At 60.4% G+C, this 19,352-nt stretch carries 19 protein-coding genes, 2 tRNA genes and 1 riboswitch; of the genes, 6 read left to right on the forward strand and 15 right to left on the reverse strand.

Annotation, left to right across the window (positions count from 1 at the left end; genetic code table 11):
• Positions 1-51: 51 nt before the first annotated feature.
• Entirely contained in the window at positions 52-471 is a 420-nt protein-coding gene (locus B5G12_RS15165; RefSeq protein WP_343286627.1) for an ATP-binding cassette domain-containing protein, read from the reverse strand.
• A 134-nt stretch (positions 472-605) separates the two neighbouring features.
• Here B5G12_RS15165 and B5G12_RS07585 point away from each other — a divergent pair, with 134 nt between their 5' ends.
• Positions 606-1,841 carry an MFS transporter gene (locus B5G12_RS07585; protein ID WP_087324490.1) on the forward strand — a complete coding sequence of 412 codons (1,236 nt, stop codon included), beginning with the start codon at positions 606-608 and terminating at the stop codon, positions 1,839-1,841.
• Between the two features lie 210 nt (positions 1,842-2,051).
• Positions 2,052-3,047: a C-GCAxxG-C-C family (seleno)protein gene (locus B5G12_RS07590; protein ID WP_087324491.1), complete on the forward strand. Its 996-nt coding sequence runs from the start codon at positions 2,052-2,054 to the stop codon at positions 3,045-3,047.
• Between the two features lie 143 nt (positions 3,048-3,190).
• On the opposite strand, the gene B5G12_RS07595 is transcribed toward B5G12_RS07590, so the two are convergent.
• The 4 genes from B5G12_RS07595 to B5G12_RS07610 all read right to left on the reverse strand — a co-directional run bounded on the left by B5G12_RS07595 (position 3,191) and on the right by B5G12_RS07610 (position 5,140).
• Positions 3,191-3,889: a riboflavin kinase gene (locus B5G12_RS07595; protein WP_158099697.1), complete on the reverse strand. Its 699-nt coding sequence runs from the start codon at positions 3,887-3,889 to the stop codon at positions 3,191-3,193.
• A gap of 8 nt (positions 3,890-3,897) precedes the next feature.
• Positions 3,898-4,617 carry an ECF transporter S component gene (locus B5G12_RS07600; protein WP_343286628.1) on the reverse strand — a complete coding sequence of 240 codons (720 nt, stop codon included), beginning with the start codon at positions 4,615-4,617 and terminating at the stop codon, positions 3,898-3,900.
• Between the two features lie 28 nt (positions 4,618-4,645).
• Positions 4,646-4,762: riboswitch (FMN riboswitch) on the reverse strand.
• A 154-nt stretch (positions 4,763-4,916) separates the two neighbouring features.
• Positions 4,917-4,993 (reverse strand) — tRNA-Arg (locus B5G12_RS07605).
• A gap of 64 nt (positions 4,994-5,057) precedes the next feature.
• Positions 5,058-5,140 (reverse strand) — tRNA-Leu (locus B5G12_RS07610).
• A gap of 165 nt (positions 5,141-5,305) precedes the next feature.
• On the opposite strand from B5G12_RS07610, the gene B5G12_RS07615 reads away from it, so the two are divergent.
• A complete protein-coding gene (locus B5G12_RS07615; protein WP_087324494.1) occupies positions 5,306-6,130 on the forward strand; it encodes a polysaccharide deacetylase family protein in 825 nt (274 codons plus the stop codon).
• 120 nt (positions 6,131-6,250) lie between these two features.
• Here the strand turns inward: B5G12_RS07615 and B5G12_RS07620 are convergent, their stop codons facing one another.
• From B5G12_RS07620 to B5G12_RS07655, 8 genes are all read right to left on the reverse strand, one after another.
• The gene (locus B5G12_RS07620) at positions 6,251-7,393 is read right to left on the reverse strand and encodes an SLC13 family permease (protein ID WP_087324495.1); all 1,143 of its coding nucleotides are present in this window, start codon (positions 7,391-7,393) and stop codon (positions 6,251-6,253) included.
• Between the two features lie 60 nt (positions 7,394-7,453).
• Positions 7,454-8,857, reverse strand: coding sequence for an aminopeptidase (locus B5G12_RS07625; RefSeq protein ID WP_087324496.1), 1,404 nt, complete (start codon positions 8,855-8,857; stop codon positions 7,454-7,456).
• Between the two features lie 132 nt (positions 8,858-8,989).
• Positions 8,990-9,766 carry a GNAT family N-acetyltransferase gene (locus B5G12_RS07630; RefSeq protein ID WP_087324497.1) on the reverse strand — a complete coding sequence of 259 codons (777 nt, stop codon included), beginning with the start codon at positions 9,764-9,766 and terminating at the stop codon, positions 8,990-8,992.
• A 22-nt stretch (positions 9,767-9,788) separates the two neighbouring features.
• Positions 9,789-10,355, reverse strand: coding sequence for a lytic transglycosylase domain-containing protein (locus tag B5G12_RS07635; RefSeq protein WP_087229359.1), 567 nt, complete (start codon positions 10,353-10,355; stop codon positions 9,789-9,791).
• Positions 10,352-10,972, reverse strand: coding sequence for a dephospho-CoA kinase (gene coaE, locus B5G12_RS07640; protein ID WP_087324498.1), 621 nt, complete (start codon positions 10,970-10,972; stop codon positions 10,352-10,354). Before coaE ends, B5G12_RS07635 begins: the two co-directional genes overlap by 4 nt.
• Positions 10,969-11,997: an L-threonylcarbamoyladenylate synthase gene (locus tag B5G12_RS07645; protein WP_087324499.1), complete on the reverse strand. Its 1,029-nt coding sequence runs from the start codon at positions 11,995-11,997 to the stop codon at positions 10,969-10,971. The genes coaE and B5G12_RS07645 overlap by 4 nt, the downstream gene beginning before the upstream one ends.
• Before the next feature lie 47 nt (positions 11,998-12,044).
• Positions 12,045-13,109 carry a peptide chain release factor 1 gene (gene prfA, locus B5G12_RS07650; RefSeq protein WP_087324500.1) on the reverse strand — a complete coding sequence of 355 codons (1,065 nt, stop codon included), beginning with the start codon at positions 13,107-13,109 and terminating at the stop codon, positions 12,045-12,047.
• A 69-nt stretch (positions 13,110-13,178) separates the two neighbouring features.
• On the reverse strand, positions 13,179-13,382 hold the full coding sequence (locus tag B5G12_RS07655; RefSeq protein ID WP_087229371.1) for a DUF951 domain-containing protein: 204 nt from the start codon (positions 13,380-13,382) through the stop codon (positions 13,179-13,181).
• Positions 13,383-13,566: 184 nt separating this feature from the next.
• Here B5G12_RS07655 and B5G12_RS07660 point away from each other — a divergent pair, with 184 nt between their 5' ends.
• The 3 genes from B5G12_RS07660 to B5G12_RS07670 all read left to right on the forward strand — a co-directional run bounded on the left by B5G12_RS07660 (position 13,567) and on the right by B5G12_RS07670 (position 17,410).
• Positions 13,567-14,502, forward strand: a complete 936-nt coding sequence (locus B5G12_RS07660) for a S1 RNA-binding domain-containing protein (RefSeq protein WP_087324501.1) — start codon at positions 13,567-13,569, stop codon at positions 14,500-14,502.
• A gap of 95 nt (positions 14,503-14,597) precedes the next feature.
• On the forward strand, positions 14,598-15,152 hold the full coding sequence (locus B5G12_RS07665) for a DUF4364 family protein (RefSeq protein ID WP_087229377.1): 555 nt from the start codon (positions 14,598-14,600) through the stop codon (positions 15,150-15,152).
• Positions 15,153-15,721: 569 nt separating this feature from the next.
• Positions 15,722-17,410 carry a carbon starvation CstA family protein gene (locus B5G12_RS07670; RefSeq protein ID WP_087229380.1) on the forward strand — a complete coding sequence of 563 codons (1,689 nt, stop codon included), beginning with the start codon at positions 15,722-15,724 and terminating at the stop codon, positions 17,408-17,410.
• A gap of 82 nt (positions 17,411-17,492) precedes the next feature.
• Here B5G12_RS07670 and B5G12_RS07675 read toward each other — a convergent pair whose 3' ends face one another.
• Together B5G12_RS07675 and B5G12_RS07680 are read right to left on the reverse strand one after the other, a co-directional pair.
• The gene (locus B5G12_RS07675) at positions 17,493-17,732 is read right to left on the reverse strand and encodes a hypothetical protein (RefSeq protein WP_087324502.1); all 240 of its coding nucleotides are present in this window, start codon (positions 17,730-17,732) and stop codon (positions 17,493-17,495) included.
• A gap of 9 nt (positions 17,733-17,741) precedes the next feature.
• A complete protein-coding gene (locus B5G12_RS07680) occupies positions 17,742-19,028 on the reverse strand; it encodes a leucine-rich repeat domain-containing protein (RefSeq protein ID WP_087324503.1) in 1,287 nt (428 codons plus the stop codon).
• Positions 19,029-19,352: the final 324 nt, after the last annotated feature.

Consider the following 19,352-nt stretch of genomic DNA (forward strand, 5'->3'; position numbering starts at 1 on the left):
ATACCTTCCAAATGAATGTTATAAATAAAAGGAGGTATCCCATGCAAGACATCACACTATCCACCCGGGGGCTGACCAAGTGCTTTGGCGGCCGCACCGCCGGTTCTCGGCGGCGGACAGGTGGTCGTAAAAGGCGGGGGTCTCGATGAGGCTGCCGGTCTGCCGCAGCAGGGCGGGGCGGTCCCGGATGCTGTCCAGCCCCAGGATGGACGCCGACCCGGCGGTAGGGCGCAGCAGCCCCAGCAGCAGCTTGAGCAGGGTGGTTTTGCCCGCGCCATTGCGGCCCAAAAGGCAGCAGACGGCGCCTCTTTGCACCTGCAGGGTACAGCTGCAAAGGGCGCCTGCACCTCGCCTATATGGGGATGCAGGACCGGGACCCTTCCCCTGACCTATGGGCGGCCGGCCCTGCTGGCGGGATGCCTGTTTTTCTTTGCCGTACCTACGGCGCTGGCCGCAGCGGATCTGATCCACACCATCGAATCAATGGAGGTATGAACCATGAACAACGATCCATTTGACCGCCGCGCCCTCCGGCTCATTGCCGCGGGGGCAGCCGTCCTGGGGACGGCGCTGCTGTGTTTCCTGCTGCGAAGGAGGGAGAAGGCATGAGCGAAAAACTGTTCAACCGCAACTTTGTCTTTCTGATCCTGGGGCAGGTCAGCTCGCTGGTGGGCAATTACACCCTGAAATTTGCCCTGTCCATGTATGTGCTGGAGCAGACCGGCTCGGCCTCCCTGTTTGCGGGGCTGATGGCGGCGGCCATGCTGCCCACCATCCTGCTGACCCCCTTTGGCGGCATCCTGGCCGACCGCGCCGACCGCCGCGCCATCATGGTGGCCCTGGACAGCCTGTCCGGCCTGTCGGTGCTGCTGGCGGCTCTGGCCTTTCCCGGCCGGGGGCAGGGCATCGGGGTGATCGGGGCGCTGCTGGTGGCCCTGTCGGTCCTGTCCGCCTTCGAGTCCCCTACCGTACAGGCCTGCGTCCCGCAGATGCTCACCGGTGAGAACGTGCTGCGGGGCAACGCCATGGTCAGCCAGGTGGCCTCTCTGACCGCCCTGGTGACCCCCTTTCTGGGCAGCCTGTTCTACACGGCCGTCGGGCTGCGGCCGGTGCTGTATACCACCGTCGGGTGCTTTTTCCTCACCGCGCTGCTGGAATGCTTCATCCGGCTGCCCCGCCGCCAGCCCGGCCCGAGATCCCGCCTGGCCGATGTGGTGCGGGACGACTTTGCCCTGACCCTGCGGTTCATGCGGCAGGAACAGCCCGCCACCCTGCGCATGCTGGTGCTGGCCGCCCTGGTCAACCTGCTGATCACCGGGCTGGTGGTAGTAGGCTTCCCCTACCTGGTGCGGACAGTGCTGGGTCTGTCGGCCAACCATTACGGCGCAGCCGAGAGCGCCATGGGGGTGGCCGCCGTTTTGGGGGCCGTGCTGGTGACCCTGCTGGCGGGCAAAATGCGTCCCCGCCACCTGACCCTGCTGATCCTGCTGGTGGGGTTCCCCCTGCTGCCCGGCGGGGCCGCCTTTTTGTTCCCTCTGGGCAGTCTGGGACGGTATCTGGTGCTGGTGGCCGCTTTCTGCGCCTGCCAGCTGGGAGGCAGCATCTTTTCCACCTATGCCATCACCCTGATCCAGTCCCGGACCCCTGAGCAGCTGATGGGCAAAGTGATGTCCTGCGTCTATACTGTGGCCCTCTGCGCCCAGCCTCTGGGACAGATCCTCTACGGGGGCCTGCTGGACCGGTTCTCGGACAGCGTCCACTGGGTGCTGCTGCCCAGCGGTCTGCTGGTCTGCCTGCTGGGACTGGCTTTCAGCCGGTTTTTCCGCCAGCTGGAGCACTGACCCTCCCACAACAAAAGCCGCCTCCGCCTTCCCGTCCAGTCGCTGCCGGACGCCGCGCGACTCTTTGGGCTGTAACGCGCCGCTCCTCCTCCACAGGGATCGCGCGGGACTGCGCTGTTTTTTCCAGCGCGTCAAGTTATCGTTGACAAATGCCACAAAATGCGTACAATATAGTTAAAAAGTTTTGATGCCTAGAAGGAGGTTTTATACATGTCAAAACTGGAATCCCGCAGAACGTTCCTGAAGAAAACCGGCTTGTCCCTGAGCGGCCTGGCATTCCTCAGCCTCGCAGGCTGCTCGCAGACAGCTTCCAGTTCTTCGGTCGCAGCATCGGTGGCTTCTTCCCAGCCCGCTGCCGATGCGGCTGCTGCGGACGCCGAAATCGAGATCCCTGCCCATCCCTACCCCGCTTGTGAATTTGACCTGGACCGGGTCGAGCAGCTCGCCTACGAGAGTTTCTATGAGAACGGCTGCTGCTACGCGGTGACCAACGCCCTGCTGACCGAGCTGCAGGAGAAAGTGGGTTTCCCCTACACCGCCATCCCCGCTGAAATGTTTGTCAACGGCAAGACCGGCTATGGCGCCAGCTCCCTGTGCGGCTCTCTGGGCGGTGCGGCCGCCATCATCGGCCTGATGTGCGCCCCGGATGACGCCTCTGCCATCACCAAAGAGCTGTTCAACTGGTACACTTCCACCAATCTGCCCATCTATCAGCCCGAGATCACGGCGGAGACTCCCACCATCGCCAAAACCGTGAACTGCGCCGACAGCGTCACCGCTTTCATGGCCGCAGCCGGCATCACCGAGATGAGCGATCCGCGGAGACTGGCCCGCTGCGGCGGCGTCAGCGGCGACGTTGCCAAAAAGACCGCCGAACTGCTGAACGTCCACTTTGGTTACATGGAAGCCGCTCCCGCAGAGCCCGCCCCCGAGGAGACCCTGGCTGACAACGAATACATTGGCGAGGGCGAAGGCTTTGGCGGCACCATCCGCGTCAAGGTCACCATGGACGGCGACCAGATCAGCAAGATCGAAGTGCTGTCCCACGGCGAGACCGCAGGCGTTTCCGATCCCGCCTTCGAGACCATCCCCGACGCCATCATCGCGGCACAGTCCACGGAAGTCGATGCAGCCGCCGGCGCCACCTTCTCCAGCAAGGGCATCATGGAGGCCGTGAACGACGCCCTCTCCAAGATCGGCACCTGATCTCCTGACACAGCTTTACCGCCGTACACCCACGGCGTGAATCGATTTTTCTTTCTCAAAAATGCAGAGACCCCAGCACAGGCTTGTGAAGGGGTCCCTGCATTTTGTTTTGGCGGCGCACAGGGGTGAGCGGAGCGGCGGTTTTACTGAGCGGGATAGAATCTATACCCATACCCAATCACTGTTTTGATATATTCATGTTCTTTGGCATATGGCTTCAATTTTTTCCTTATCTGGAAGATCGTGTTTTCTACCGCGTGCAAATGATCGTTGGCAGGTTCGCGCCAAATCTTTTGGTAGATCTCCTCCTTTGTAAAGGTAGTTTGAGGGAATGCATACAGCAAATAAAGCACCCCAAATTCATTGACCGACAGGTATATTTCCTGTCCGCCCAGCATGGCACAATGTCTTTTTACATCCATATATAAGGCGCAGTTTATCTGGTCCAAGCCCCAGTATTTTCTTGCCAGGAATCGGTCCGCTTGCACTTGTTCCATCAGTGCAGATAAATCATCAAATTTTCTGACTTCTCTCAGTTTTTCATACAGGCAGACCGTTACAGCACATCCGTATATATCATTGTCAAAATCCAAGATGTGCGTCTCGATCGAAATGTTTTTGTCGTTGTCAAGCGTGGGTCGTGTTCCGATATGGGTAACACCATAATATGTATGGCAGTTCAACAAAACTTTCGACACATATACGCCAGTTTCAAGTGCGGTATCGTGCCCTTCCATTTGCAGGTTGGCAGTAGGCGTGCCGACGTGTTTTCCAATTCCCCTGCCATGCACGACGACGCCTGTTATCGTATAAACAGCTTCCCTATCTTTCTTTTCCTTCATGGCTTTCCTCATATCATGCCCTTCATGGACAAGATAACCAAAACGCAAGTAACAATCGTCAGCACTGCAAGTAAAATCAGCCCGTTTCGTTTTTGATGGACCGTCTCTTTTTCTGCTGCAACATAGCCGCTTTTTCTCAAAGCAGTAACGACCGGTTTATACAGCAAAAATGTTATGGCCGCGTTCAACACACTTTTCAGTAAATTGAACGGAAGAAATACCGGAAGAAGCAATTTTGCGACCGCCTCTCTTGGGTATCCCATATAAATCGGTGTAACGAGATAATTCCACAGCATCATGACCGACACCATAGCTGCGCACCCGATAAAAAGACCGATCACTGCGCCGTATAGAGTTCGTTTTTTCTTGTAAATGACAGAAGCAGTACAGGCAAAAGAAAGGGTTTGAACAATATTCATGATGCATCCCAAGATACCTGTGTCGCTGACCGTTATCATCTCAATCACTGCCACAAGAACCGATACGATACAAGCCGTCATTGGTCCCCAAATCAGCCCGCCCAAAGTAACGACAACGTCCGACGGATCGTATCGCAAAAACAGCACAACGGGGATTCTCCCCACAGCTACGATCACATAGGTAATCGCACACAGCATACCGACTGCCGTGATCTTTTTTGTTTTACCATTCATATAAACTTCCTCCCTCACAAAAACAGCACCCAAAAGGAAATGCCTTTCGGGTGTCAAACCATTGATAGAACGCAAAACATTGCGCTTCTGTTTCGCGAGTCCTATGCATCTTCTTTGATCCAGACTGTACTGTTGGTTTTGGACTCGCACCAAATCATGCGCTTTCACGCTCGCGGACTTTACCGCCAATCGGGAATTTCACCCTGCCCCGAAGACATTTCTATTCAGTTGTACATTCCAAGAATATCTCTTATGCCGGACTCCTGCAATAGCTTGCGCGGATTTCGGAAACATTTCGGAAGCCCATATAGCCTGACACCGCAATGGCAGCAAAAAGCCCGCCGGCAGATTGCCGGCGGGCTTTTTGCGTCTTGTGGCGTCCTCGGGCAGATTCGAACTGCCGGCCCCTCGCTTAGGAGGCGAGTGCTCTATCCAGCTGAGCTACGAAGACAAAGTCGCTGTTTATTACAATAAAACGAGTGTCCTTGCAGCTGACGCTGCAAGAGCACCCGTTGTGGTGCGAGGGAAGGGATTTGAACCCTCAAGGTTACCCACACGCACCTCAAACGTGCGCGTCTGCCAGTTCCGCCACCCTCGCATATCTGTCTTGCGGTGCTGTCAAAGCACCGTGCGCTGAACTGCTTGATTATAATATCACACCGCCGGCGCAAAGTCAAGGCGTGAAAGCGATTTTATAGGCTTTCATAGAATTTTCTTTCCTTCATATCCTGATACTGGATCTTTTTATAAGGAGGCTTTTGGTATGCAGTTTTCATTTGCCAAAGGGCGTTTTGCGGCGTGCTGCCTTCTTCTGGGCGCCGTCTGTGCAGCAGCAGGGTTTGCCCTGGGCGCGGCGCTGTCGGCGCGTTCCTCTGCCGGGAAGACCCCGGCGCCCAGTGTCCGCCTTCTTCCCGCAGCCATCTCTCAGCCGTCGCCGCCGCAAAGCCAGCCCCTGCCCCAGCGCCTGGTCTGCCTGACCTTCGATGACGGCCCCAGCCGCACCACCCCCGCCGTACTGGAGGCTCTGGCTGCGGAAGGAGTGCCCGCCACCTTTTTTGTAGTGGCCAGCGAATCCAACGAATCGTACCTGCCCCTGGTGCAGCAGGCCCAGCAGGCGGGTCATGAGATCGCCCTGCATTCCGCCTCCCATAAGTACAGCGACATCTACCGCAGTGCCGACGCCTTTTGGGCCGACATCGAGTTGCTGCGTCAGCGCCTGGCCCCCTATGTGGACGCCGAAGAACTCCGCTGCCTGCGGTTCCCTGGGGGCAGCACCAACACGGTCAGCCACAAATACGGCGGCAGCGGCATCATGCAGCAGCTCAAGGAGCAGGCCGAGCAGCAGGGCCTGCGCTGGGTGGATTGGAACGTCTGTGCCGAAGATGCCACCGGCCAAAAGCTCTCGGCCGACGCAGTCTGCCGCAATGTGACCGAGGGCAGCCAGGGGCTGGACCGGTGTGTGGTTTTGATGCACGATTCGGCCACCACGGCCACCACCGCCCAGGCGCTGCCCGCTATCATCCGCTGGTACAAGGAAAACGGCTATACCTTCTGCACCGTATCCCAGCTGTACAGCAGAACCGGCTGAAAGGAGCTGCATCCGCCCGCCGCCCTCCCCCTGCAGCGCAAAGAACGCCGGACTGCCCACAGACAGCCCGGCGTTCTTTGCTGCTATGTCTTTCTGGCAGAAGGGCGTTACCGGTCCATCCTAAGCCAGGATGGCCCACAGCCCCAGCAGCACCGCCAAAAAGAGCAGATTGGACAAGGTGAACAGGGCAAAATAACGCCCCTTCCCTGCCGGCTCCTCCCGGGCGATCTGCCGGTAGGAGATCAGGCTGGCCATCGACGCGATGAGGGTACCCAGACCGCCCAGGTTGGTGCCGATGATAAGGGCCTGCACATCCTGGGTAAAACCGGACAGCAGCAGCGCCGCCGGCACATTGCTGGTGACCTGGGAGGCCAGTACCGCCACCAGCACCTCCCGTCCGGCGATGATCTGCCGCAGCCAGTCCGAAAAAGCCTCCACCCGGCCCAGGTTTCCGATAAAGATAAAAAATGCCACAAAGGTCAGCAGCAGGGAGTAATCCACCCGGCCCAACGTGGCCCGGTCCGCCAGCAGCGTGGCCGCCAGCACCGCTCCAAACGCCACCGGATAGGGCAGCACCCGCACCACCGCCAGCAGGCAGACCACGAACAGGGCCGCATCCATCCAGATGATCCGCCCGTCCGCTGCAACGCTCTGCTGCGGGGCCAGGAAGGGGCCGCCGGTCCCCTTGCGGACCGGGCTGCCGCCCCGGCAGAGCCACACCGCCCAGCCGGCCAGCAGCGCCAGCGAGGCCAGCGTATAGGGCAGCATCAGGGCCACAAAGGCGCCCATCCCCATGCCGCTGCGGCCATACAGATAGAGGTTCTGGGGGTTGCCGATGGGGGTCAGCATACTGCCCAGGTTGGCCGCGATGGTCTGCATACACACCACCGGCAGGATCAGTTTTTCCCGCGCCTCGGCGCCCAGACTGTTCAGGACCACAAAGGTAAAGGGCACGAAGGTGAGCAGCGACACATCATTGGTGATGAACATACTGCCAAAAAAGCACAGTCCCACCAACACCAGGACCAGCTGCAGAGTGCTGCCTGTCAGGGCCAGCAGGGCCCGGCCCATCCGGTCAAAGATCCCCTGCTGCCGCAGCCCGGCCATCACGGTCATCAACGAAAAGAGGATGGCCAGGGTACGGAAGTCGATGTAGCCGAGATACGCCCCATCCGGGGGTACAAAAAAGGCCGAGAGCAGTGCCAGGACCGCCGCCACCGAAAGGACGGCCTCCTGTTTGATGAATCGTATCAACTTTGTCATGGTTCCCACCCGCAAAAGGGAGCGGCACTGACCGCGCCGCTCCCCCGTTTTGTTGAACTTTTACTGCTTTGCCGCAAGGAAGGTGCTGAAAGCGCGGTAAGCCATGTACAGGTCGTTCTTGCTGACCACCTCGAAGGGCGAGTGCATGGACAGCACAGGCACGCCGATATCCACCACGGCGATCCCCTGGTGGGCCACTTCGGTGGCCACCGTGCCGCCGCCGCCCAGGTCGATGCGGCCCAGCTCGCCGATCTGCCAGGCCACGTCGGCCTGGTCCATCATCCGGGTCAGGTAACCCATCTGCTCGGCGGTGGCGTCGTTGGCGCCGCTCTTGCCGCGGCTGCCGGTGTACTTGAAGAAGGCCACGCCCCGGCCGGCATAGGTGCCGTTCTGGGGCTCAAAGGCGCTGGACCAGGTGGGGTCGTAGGCGGCAGTGACGTCCGCCGACAGGCACAGGCTGTTGCGGAAGGCACGGATCTCATCGGCCCCCTGCATCCGGCACAGCTGGCGCAGCCAGTCGAAGGTGTAGGCGCTGCCCATGCCGGTGATGCCGTAGCTGCCGATCTCCTCCTTGTCTGCCAGAACGCAGATGGTGGTGAAGGCGGGGTCCTTGACCTCCAGCTCGGCCTTCAGGGCGGCGTAGGCGTCCACCCGGTCATCCTGGCCGTAGCCGCCCACCATCGACCGGTCAAAGCCGATGTCGCGGGCGGGGCTGGCGGGGACGATCTCCAGCTCGGCGCGGGTGAAGTCCTTCTCGGTGACGCCGTACTTCTCGTTGAGCAGGATCATGGTGTTCAGCTTGACCTTCTCCTTGACGTCCTCATCCTCCACGGCGTCCGAGCCGATCAGGATATTCAGTTCCTCACCCCGGATGCCGTCGGACAGCTCGCGCTTATTCTGCTCGGCGCTCAGGTGCGGCAGCAGGTCGGTGATGCAGAACACCGGATCCCCTGCGTCCTCGCCCACCTGCAGGGTGACGGTGGTACCGTCGGCCCGGGTGAATACGCCGTGGATGGCCAGCGGCATGGTGACCCACTGGTACTTGCGGATGCCGCCGTAGTAATGGGTCTTGAGGTAGCTGAAGTGGGAAGCCTCATACAGAGGGTTGGGCCGGACGTCCAGCCGGGGGCTGTCGATATGGGCGATGACCAGGTGGAAGCCCTCCTCCATCGAGCGGGTGCCGATGGTGCCGCAGAGCACCGTCTTGCCCTGGTAGATCCAGTAGACCTTGTCGCCGGCAGCGTACTGCTTGCGGTCATCGTACAGCTGGTAGCCCGCTTCCTGCAGGGCCTTCTCGGCGTAGACAGTCACTTCCCGCTCGGTCTTGCAGCGGGTCAGGAAATCCTTGTAGCCCTCACCAAAAGCGGCGGCAGCCTGACGCACCTGGGCGTCCTTGTCGCACTTGTAGGCGGGCTCGTACAGCAGCTCTTTGGCTTTCTGCTGTGCGGCAGTCAGTTCTTTCATTTCTATACACCTCTCAATTTACATTCCAGGGTTTTTGCAAAATGCACTTTGTTTCGTCCTAAAATACTGTAAAGTAAAATTGCTTTTCAGTATTTTACGCGCATCGCGCACCCGCAAAAGCCCTCTTTCCGTTTATATACTGGAGCCGTCATGCTCCGTATAGCTTGGTTTCTGCTCCTCTCCCAGACTCAGGCGGGAAAGGTCGGTGCAGAGGTACTCATAGACCCGGTCCACCGTCTCAAAGCCCATCCGGGCGTAGAGATCTTTGGGTGTGTCCTCCGGGTCTGCGTGCAGGTACAGGGTGTTCCCTTCCCGCCTTGCCTGCAGGGCCATGGCCTTGAGCAGGGTCGTAGCCACATAGCGGCAGCGGAACTCGCTGTCCACCAGCAGGCCGTCCATGCAGGTAAACCCGCCGTATGAATAGGTGTAGCAGGAGCCGGCCAGTTTCCCGTCCAGGTAAGCCCCATGGTAGGTGAGCTTCTGCCGCAGGCGGCAAAGGTTCCGCACCGTGAAATCCTCGCCGTACAGCGGACCATAATAGCGCAGCTCGTTTTGCTCCAGCTGGACGGGGTCAGGCGGTCCGACCGTGACGTTGGGGGCAGATTTCCAGGTCGAGGGGTCCACCTCGTCCGGCAGGACCATGGTCAGCGTTTCTTCTCGCTCCAGCCCGAAGTCCTTCTCCAGCGGCGCGTATCCCTCCAGCTTGAGGAAACCGTCCCCTCTCGCCTTCTGGTACGCCAGCGCCCTGCGCACCTCCTGTTCCGACGGCTGCCCCTGATAGAAAAATGCGTTGTGATCGTATTTGTCCCGCAGCTGGTCATCCTCTCGCTTGGTCAGATGCTCCGAGAACGGGTGCGAGACCGAAAACAGCGCCAGAAATTTCTCGTCGGTCCTTCTTATCTGTATCATATCGTAATCTCCTCAAAGCCGCCTACGATGCAGCGTCATACAGCCTGGTATATCGCTCATAGCAGCGGAGGATCTTCTCTACATAGTGGTTCATCCGGCTGTATGGGAAGGAAGGCAGGGTCTTGCCGTCCCCCACATAGTCCTCATGGGCCAGCAGGCTGTCCACCGTGCCCCAGCCGCTGTGGTAGGCCGCCGCGGCAGTGGCCACATCCCCGCCATACCGGTCCAGGCAGAGCCGGAGATAATACGCCCCAAAGCGGATGGCGCAGCCGGGGTCATAGAGGTCGTCAAACGTCAGTGGTTCGTCGGGGGCCAGCTTGGACTTGATCCACTCAAAAGTGTCGCTGGTCATCTGCATCAGGCCCCGGGCCCCCACGCTGGACACCGCGTCCGGCTTGAAGCTGCTTTCGGTGCGGATGAAGGTATAGATGAGCAGCGGATCCAGGTCGTATTCCGCCGCATAGGTCTCCACCTGGGCGGAAAAGCGCCGGGGGTACAGCTGCAGCTCCACCTGGCGCACTGCGGTGGGCAGGCAGAGCAGCAGCACCGCCGCCAGCAAAAGGGCAATGCATGTTCTTCGTGATTTCAAACCGTCTGACCCGCGCCCCCTTTCGCCTCGGCCAGCAGCCGGGCCGCAAGGGCCTGGGCCTTGCGGTGCAGCTGCTCTTTGGTGCCGTCGTTGTGCAGCAGGATATCCGCCCGGGCCGCCAACTGGCTTTCGGACAGCTGGGCGTCCAGGCGGCGGCGGGCCATTTCGGGGCTGATGCCGTCCCGCTGGACGATCCGCTCGACGCTGGTCTCGTAGGGGGCGGTAACTGCCACCAGCTTATCCCACTGGCCGTCCAGGGCGCTGCCCACCAATACCGCCCCGTCGATTAAAAACAGAGGGCTGCCCGCAGCCCGGGCCTGCGCCTGGGCCTCATGGATGCGCCGGATGATGGCCGGGTGTGTGATGGCATCCAGCGCCGCCTTGCCTTCCGGGGTCTGGAAGGCGCGGTCGGCCAGCAGCCGCCGGTCCAGTACGCCGTCCCGAAGGATGTCGGAGCCGAACCGGTCCGCCAGCTGCACCAGCACCGGGCTGCCGGGCTGCAGGATCTCGCGGGAGATCTGGTCTGCATCGGCCGCCGGCACCCCCAAAGCCAGAAAGCAGGCGGTCACTGTGGATTTGCCGCAGCCGCTGCGGCCTGTGATCCCCACCGTCATCATAGCCGGATCACCCGGAACGCCGCGGCGCGGATCAGACGGTTGTATACCGCCATCGAAACGCCGTCCTTCCGGGGGCAGCGGGCGTAGACCACCCGGTCCCCCTGTTCGTCCAGGGCCCGCAGGCACCGGAAGATATGCCGCGACTGATCGGCCCCGTCCCCTTCCCGGCCATATTCCACGCAGGGCACGCCCAGTTTCTCCGCCTCCCCGGTAAAGCACAGGCAGGCGGGGTCCTGGCCGGCATGGGCCTCCACATAGGCCTTGAACTGCTCAAAGCTCCCCTCCAGGATGGTGATATCCGCTTTGGGGGCGTAGTGTTTGTACTTCATGCCGGGGCTGCGGGCTACCTCGCCCTCCGCCAGCTTTTCCAGGATGGCCCCGGACAATATCACTTCCTCGCCCAGGGCGCGCTCCAGATCCTCCAGAGTGATGTACCCGGGGCGCAGCAGGGTGGGCTTCTCTCCCACCACCGAAACGACGGTGGATTCCACCCCCACCGCACAGGAGCCGCCATCCAGGATCAGGGGCAGGCGGCCCTGCATATCGGCCAGCACATCCTGGGCGGTGGTGGGGCTGGGCCTGCCCGAAAGGTTGGCCGAGGGGGCCGCAAAGGCGCAGCCGCTGGCCTCGATCACCTGGCGTACCACCGGGTGGCTGGGCATACGGATCCCCACCGTGTCCAGTCCAGCGCAGCACTCGTCGGCCACCTGGGGGCCGCGGGGCATGATGATGGTCAAAGGCCCCGGCCAGAAGGCCGCAGCCAGCAGCTGGGCCCGCTCAGGGAATTCGCTGACCAGGCCGGGCAGCATCTTTACATCGTCGATGTGGACGATGAGGGGATTATCCTGGGGACGGCCCTTGGCCTTGAAGATCTTTGCCACCGCGCTGCCGTTGCGGGCGTCGGCTGCAATGCCGTACACCGTCTCGGTGGGCAGCGCAATGATCTCTCCCTGCCGCAAAAGGGCGGCAGCCCGGGCAATGCCATCCCGGTCCGCCGGGCAGAGAAGGGTTTCTATCGCATCCATTCTTTCATCGCTTTCCGGCGCGGTCAGGCCGCGCCTCATCCAACGGCTCAAAAAGCCAGTTTGCCCAGCTTTTCGGCCTGTTCATGCAGCACCAGGGCATCCAGCACCTCGTCCAACCCGCCGTCCATCACCTTATCCAGGTTGTGGACGGTCAGGCCGATCCGGTGGTCGGTGCAGCGGTCCTGGGGAAAATTGTACGTGCGTATCTTTTCGCTGCGGTCGCCGGTGCCCACCTGGGCCTGGCGCCCCGCATTGATCTCGTCCTGCTGCTGGGCCTTTTTGCGGGCCAGCAGGCGGCTGCGCAGGATCTCCAGGGCTTTGTCCTTGTTCTGGAACTGGCTGCGCTCGTTCTGACACTCCACCACCATGCCGGTGGGCAGATGGGTGACCCGGATGGCGCTGGACGTCTTATTGATATGCTGGCCGCCGGCCCCCGATGAACGGAAGGTGTCGATGCGCAGATCTTTCATGTCCAGCTGCACCTCCACTTCCTCGGCCTGGGGCAGCACGGCCACCGTGGCTGTGGATGTGTGGATGCGGCCCTGGGTCTCGGTGTCGGGCACCCGCTGCACCCGGTGGACCCCGCTTTCAAATTTCAGGCGGCTGTACGCCCCCTGGCCGTCCACCGACACCACCGCCTCCCGCACGCCCCCCAGCTCGGTCTCGCTGAGACTGAGCAGCTCCAGCTGCCAGCGCCGGTTCTGGGCGTACATGGTGTACATCCGCAGCAGGCTGTGGGCAAAGAGGGCTGCCTCCTCGCCTCCCACCCCGCTGCGGATCTCCATGATGACGCTGCGGTTGTCGTATTCATCCCGGGGCACAAGCAGCAGTTTGAGAGAATTTTCCAGTTTCGCCGCCTGTTGCGCTTTTTCGCAGATCTCCTGCTGTATCATCTGTTTGAAGTCCGGCTCCCGGGCGTCCTCGCTGTCCAGCAGGGCCTGGGCCTGGGCCAGGTGGTCCAGGGCGGTCTGCCATTCCCGGTAGGCAGCCACCGCCGGTTCCGCCTCGTGATACTCCTGCATCAGGCGGCGGAACAACGCAGGATCCGCCGCGGTCTCGGGCTGGTTCAGCCTGTGGGCCAGTTCTTCAAAGCGGCGGCTGACCACCGCCATTTGCTGTTCCAGTGACAAAAGGGTGCTCCTTTCCGCATCGTGTCGCAAGTACCTGCAAAAGGAGAGCGTCTACCCTTTGTCGTCGGGGCCGGGAGCGGGCTTCAGGACCTTTTTGATGTTCTTTTCGATCTTGGCCCGGGGCAGCATGACCTCCCGCCCGCAGCCTGTGCAGCGGATGCGGAAATCCATCCCCACCCGCAGCACCTCAAAGCTCGAAGCGCCGCAGGGGTGTTTTTTCCGTGTCTGAATGATGTCGCCCACAGCGATGTCCATAAAGCCGGACTCCTTTCCTTTCTGTGTGTACGGGCCAAAACGCACCGTATCCCATAGTATAAAACAAATGACCGCAAAAATCAACAAAGCAAATACCGGGCTGAAAAATTGCATATGCTGTAACAGGCCGCCCCGGCGGCTTGCTACCGACCATGCAACAGAACCGAAGAAAGAGGAATGAAAGATGATGCAAACCTTTAGAACCGAAGGCAACTACCGCGACGCGGCCCGCCTGGGCAGCGCCGAACTGCGGGCCGCCATGGCCAGCGGCGAGATCCTCCAGAGCACCGCCCTGGCCTTTGACACCCAGCGCCAGCTGCGGTTTGAGCTGGGCGGCGTGCGGGGGGTCATGCCCTTTGCCCAGTGCGCCGACGGCGCGGGCACCGGGGCCGTGCGCGACATCGCGGTGCTGACGCGGGTGGGACGCCCCACCTGCTTTGTCATCGAGAGCCTGGAACAGGACCCCCAGGGCCGGCCCTATTACCTGCTGTCCCGCGCCAGAGCCCAGCAGATGTGCAAGGCAGAGTACCTGGACACGCTGGGCCCCGGAGACATCCTGCCCTGCGCGGTGACCCACATCGAATCCTTTGGGGCGTTCTGCGACGTGGGCTGCGGCATCAGTGCCCTGCTGCCCATCGACTGCCTGTCGGTCAGCCGCATCTCCTCCCCCGCCGACCGGGTCAGCGTGGGCCAGCAGATCCTCTGCGCCATCCGCAGCCGGGACGCACAGGGGCGCTTTGTCCTGACCATCCGGGAGCTGCTGGGCACCTGGGCCGAAAACGCCGCCGCCTTCTCGGCCGGGGAAACGGTGGTGGGCATCGTGCGCAGCGTGGAGGAATACGGCACCTTCATTGAGATCGCGCCCAACCTGGCAGGACTGGCCGAAAGCTGCCCCGACCTGCGCCCCGGCCAGGCGGTCAGCGTCTACATCAAGAGCATCCTGCCCGAAAAAATGAAGATCAAGCTGGTGATCGTCAACCGCAACCTGGGCCAGAGCCATCGGTTCGACCTGCAGTATTTTATCACCCAGGGGCACATCGACCGGTGGGTCTACTCCACTCCCGAGAGCAAAAAGCAGATCGTGACCGAATTTACCTGCCCGGCCTGCAATCCCGCTTGAAATCCGCGCCAAAATTCCTTATACTGTTTATATTGACCCAAAAGCCATACCGGCGGGCCGCCGCCCGCCCTTGTGTATAAAGGATGTGAAGAACCATGGCTGAACGCGATGCTTTTACCGCCGGGGTCCGGCCCGGCGGGCTGAACAACAGCACCGAGATCCGTCTGCTGCTGTGCTACCTGGTCCAGCACAGCGGCCCCATCACCCAGCAGCAGCTTGAGGCCGGGCTGATGGACGCGCAGCTGGTGAACTATTTTGAGATCGGCTCCTGTCTGGACGACATCAAGCGCCAGGGCCTGGTGCAGCAGGACGGGGACGGGCAGTTCACCATCACCGAAAAGGGCCGCCGCGTGGCCCGGGAGCTGGCCTACGACCTGCCTCTCAGCGTCCGGGAACGGGCGGTGGCCGCTGTGGTCAAGGCGCAGCTGTGGACCCGCAAACAGGCCGAATACAGCGCCGTTATCTCGGAGCGGACAGACGGGCACTGCACCGTCCGCTGCATGATCAACCGGCTGGACGAAAAGCTGTTCTGCCTCGAGCTGGGGATGCCCGACCGCCTGACCGCCGAGCTGGTCAAACGCCAGTTCATCCTCAAGGGCAACGAAATTTACCAGCTGCTCATCAACAAGCTGACCGAAGACGAGCTGTGAGCAGCCAAAAACTGTTCAAAGTTTGTTCACTTTCCCCTCACAGTTTTATCACCCCATACAAATCTTCATCAAACGGTTGACAAGCTTTCATCCTCGTGCTACTTTTGTGTCGTTCAAAAGCCAGATGCCAAATGCGATGAACAGGACGCACCTGCCCGCACACCGCTTGCAGAGAGTCGCCGACGATGGGAAGGCGGCAGCAAGGAGCGGGCCGGCCATCCCCTGCAAGCAGCCTGTGTGAACGGCGCACCGCGCCCAGTAACCCAGGCCGGGAAGCCCGCCGTTAGAATGGGCACGCGGTAAAGAGGCCCAGAGCCTTCCGCCGCGGCAGAGCGGCCGCCTTTCGGGGCGGCAAGCAAAGTGGTAACGCGGAGCATTCAGCCTTCGTCTTTGCAGCAGCCTTCGGGCTGTCCTGCAAGGGCGGAGGCTTTTTTCATGCGGCATTTCCGCGCAGCCGGCTGGAGAACCACCGCCCCGGACCACGGGGCAGGGCCTGTCTGGACCATCCAAAGCGCCCGGCGCGGCCGGTCGTTCAGGCTCGTCCAAATCAAAAGAGAGAAGGGAAAATCATGAACACACTCGTAATCGTCCTCATCGCGGCGGTGTGCCTCATCGCGGCCTATGCCCTCTATGGGCGCTGGATCGCCAGGAGCTGGGGCATCGATCCCACCGCCAAGACCCCTGCCGTTCGCCTGAACGACGGCAAGGACTACGTCCCCACCGACGGCTGGACCGTTTTCAGCCATCAGTTCAGCTCCATCGCCGGGGCGGGCCCCGTCACCGGCGCCATCCAGGCAGCCGCCTTCGGCTGGCTGCCGGTGCTGCTGTGGATCCTGCTGGGCGGCATCTTCTTTGGCGCCGTCACCGACTTCGGCGCCCTGTACGCCAGCGTCAAGAACGACGGCAAATCCATGGGCCTGCTGATCGAGAAATACATCGGCAAGCTGGGCCGCAAGCTGTTCCTCCTGTTCTGCTGGCTGTTCACCCTGCTGGTCATCGCCGCCTTTGCCGATATGGTGGCCGGCACCTTCAACGCTTTCGGCACCGACGGCGCACTGGTGGAGGCCGCCCAGAGCAACGGCGCAGCCGGCACCATCTCGCTGCTGTTCATCGTCTTTGCCATGATCTTCGGCCTGCTGCAAAAGCAGTTCCACTTCACCGGCTGGAAAGAGGTCGCCGTGGGCCTGGTGTGCACCGTGGCCGCCCTGGCCCTGGGCATGATGATGCCCCTGATCGCCGATCAGAACACCTGGACCTACATCACCTTTGTCTACATCTTCTTTGCAGCCGTACTGCCCATGTGGCTGCTGAAACAGCCCCGCGACTATATGACCACCTTCATGTTCATCGGCATGATCGCGGGCGCCGTGGTGGGCCTGCTGGTGGCCCATCCCACCATGAACCTGCCCGTCTTTACCGGCTTCCACAACGCAAGCCTGGGCGATCTGTTCCCCATCCTGTTCGTCACGGTGGCCTGCGGCGCCGTGTCGGGCTTCCACAGTCTGGTGTCCTCCGGCACCTCCTCCAAGACGGTGGAGAACGAGAAGGATATGCTCAAGGTAGGCTATGGCGCCATGGTGCTGGAGAGCCTGCTGGCGGTACTGGCCCTGTGTGTGGCCGGCGCCTCTGCCGCCGCTGACGGCACCGCTGCCGCCGGCACCCCCTTCCAGATCTTCAGCCGGGGCGTGGCCGGCTTCCTGGAGATGTTCGGCGTGCCGGTCTATGTGGCGCAGTGCTTCATGACCATGTGCGTATCCGCTCTGGCCCTCACCAGCCTGGACGCCGTGGCCCGCATCGGCCGGATGAGCTTCCAGGAGCTGTTCAGCGTGGACGACATGGCCCACGCCGAGGGCTGGCGGAAGCTGCTGTGCAACACCTACTTTGCCACCGTGGTCACCCTGGTGTGCGGCTTCATCCTCACCAAGGTGGGTTACTCCAACATCTGGCCCCTGTTCGGTTCGGCCAACCAGCTGCTCAGCGCCCTGGTGCTGGTCACCCTGTGCGTTTTCCTCAAGGTCACCGGCCGCAACAACAAGATGTTGTTCCCTCCCCTGGTGATCATGCTCTGCGTCACCTTCACTGCTCTGGTGGAGCGTCTGATCGCTCTGATCCAGGCATTCCAGGCAGGCAGCGCCACCTTTATGCTGGAGGGCCTGCAGCTGATCATTGCCGTGCTGCTGATCGCTCTGGGCCTGACCATCGTGGTCAACTCCCTGCGCTCCTACTTCCAGGCCAAGCACAACAGCGAGGTCAAATGATCCCGCTGTAAAAAACAAGACCCGCCTTTCCCGGCTGCACAAGCGGAAAAGGCGGGTTTTTATTTTGTCCCGGCCGGGGCTTTTATGCCAGCCAGGCCAGCAGGGCAGCTTGGGCGGCTTCAGGGCTGGGCGCGGGCGGCCCGCCGGTGAGGTAGGCCACCGCGTCATCCCATTCCCGCTGAGGCGCGCAGTCGGGCGCAAGTTCGGCCAGCGCCCGGCGCAGCCTCGCCCGCTGGCCGGGCCCCGGCCGGTGCAGATCGCTCAGGCAGGCGCAGCCCGCCCGCCAGGCCAGATAGTCCAAAAGATGTACTTCCACTTGCATAGGCGCGCCTCATTCAAAGTTCTTTTCATGGAGGCCGGCTTTGGACAAATCATCTTCTGGGCATACTTGTCTAAAAGCTTCTGCTGCCGCCGCGCCGCCTTCCGCGTAGTGAATTTTAAGATAGGAATGATATACAATGCCACCGGCCTGTGTTGAAGGTGTTCCAAAAGCGGCACTGCCAATTTCCTTTACTTCACCTTTGAATGTCATCTCGATTATATTAGGACTAACAGAAATAGTATGAAACGCATCATCCTTAATATATATTTCGGCACCTGAAAAATAAGCGTTTACACCGCTAGGAAAGCCGCTATTGAAGGCACCACTCATGATTTCAAGTTTATTTGATGCGGATATATCCACACTGGTTAAAGAAGGAGACATAGCAAACGAAAATCCGCCGATTATAAGATTATTTTGTCCGGATACTTTGACTTCTTCAAGCTGCTGACAGCTGGCAAATGCACCGCTTCCTATTGAACTTACTCCATCTAGTTTAACTGTTGTTAGCACAGGAGAATAATAAAAAGCGTCTACTCTTTTTAAAAACTGATCATTTTCGTCGATTCCATCTGCGATGCTAGTCACCCCGCTGTTTCCTTCCACCACAAGGTGCACAACATCCGTCAGCGAAAAATTACTACTATCAAATCTTTTATCTTCCGCTATTCCCTGTTCCGCATTCAGTCCTTCCAGGGTAGAGTGTTCGCTTAAAGTTGTGTCCCCCATAATGGCAGCTGCGCCTTTGCGGAAAGTCAGTGTTTTTGTGCTTTCATCCCATTGCACCGGGTAAGTGGCCTGTACAGGCTCGTCCGGGTCTGTGGCACCGCTGTTGCCGGAATCATCGCTTCCCGACCCGCTGCTGCTGCGCCAGGTCAGCACAGCTGCGTAATAACTGCCGTCGGATTTGACCATGCTGATGAATCCTTCCTCCCGCCTGCCCGAGAGGGTATCCAAAATCTCCTGTGCGATTTTGGCGGCGGCATCCTGAGGACGCAGAGAACCGCTGACCGTGTAAATCTCCAAGGAATAGCGGCCCGTTAAAAGCTCCTGCATACCGTTGTTCCGGGTCATGGCCTGCTGGATGTCAGAGAGCTGTGCCGCTTCTTCCAGCGCGGCCCACAGGGCGCTGGTCAGCTTTTGATGGGTTTCAAAGGTGACCGCTGGGCGGTTCCCCTGTGCCTCGTTGAGGGTTTTAGCCGCCAGCGCGGAATAATCTGACCTGCCGCAGCCAGCCAATGTCAGCACCGCAAAGACAGCAGACAACAAGAGTGCTATGCATTTTTTTGCGTTCATACGTTTACATCCACACAAAAAGTGAAATTTTTGCCTGGAGTTTGGAAGGGTATACAATTCCGGACTGGTATTTTTGGGTGATACGCAGTCTGTTTTTCATTGCACAGGCCACTATTTTATGTTATAATCCATCCTGAGAAATGGACGCTCGGGCCGGTTTGGAAAGGTATACTTTTCCAAATCGGCCTGTTCGCTTTTTCGGGGGGAACTTTCCCGGACAAACCGCCCGTCCGGACAGCCCAAAAGAGCCGCCTCCGCTCCGTCTGATTTGTGTTCATCCTGTGACATTTCCATGCTTTACGCGCATGAATCACTATAACAACC

It is taken from the genome of Faecalibacterium sp. An58 (assembly GCF_002161515.1).
GTDB lineage: Bacteria > Bacillota > Clostridia > Oscillospirales > Ruminococcaceae > Faecalibacterium > Faecalibacterium avium.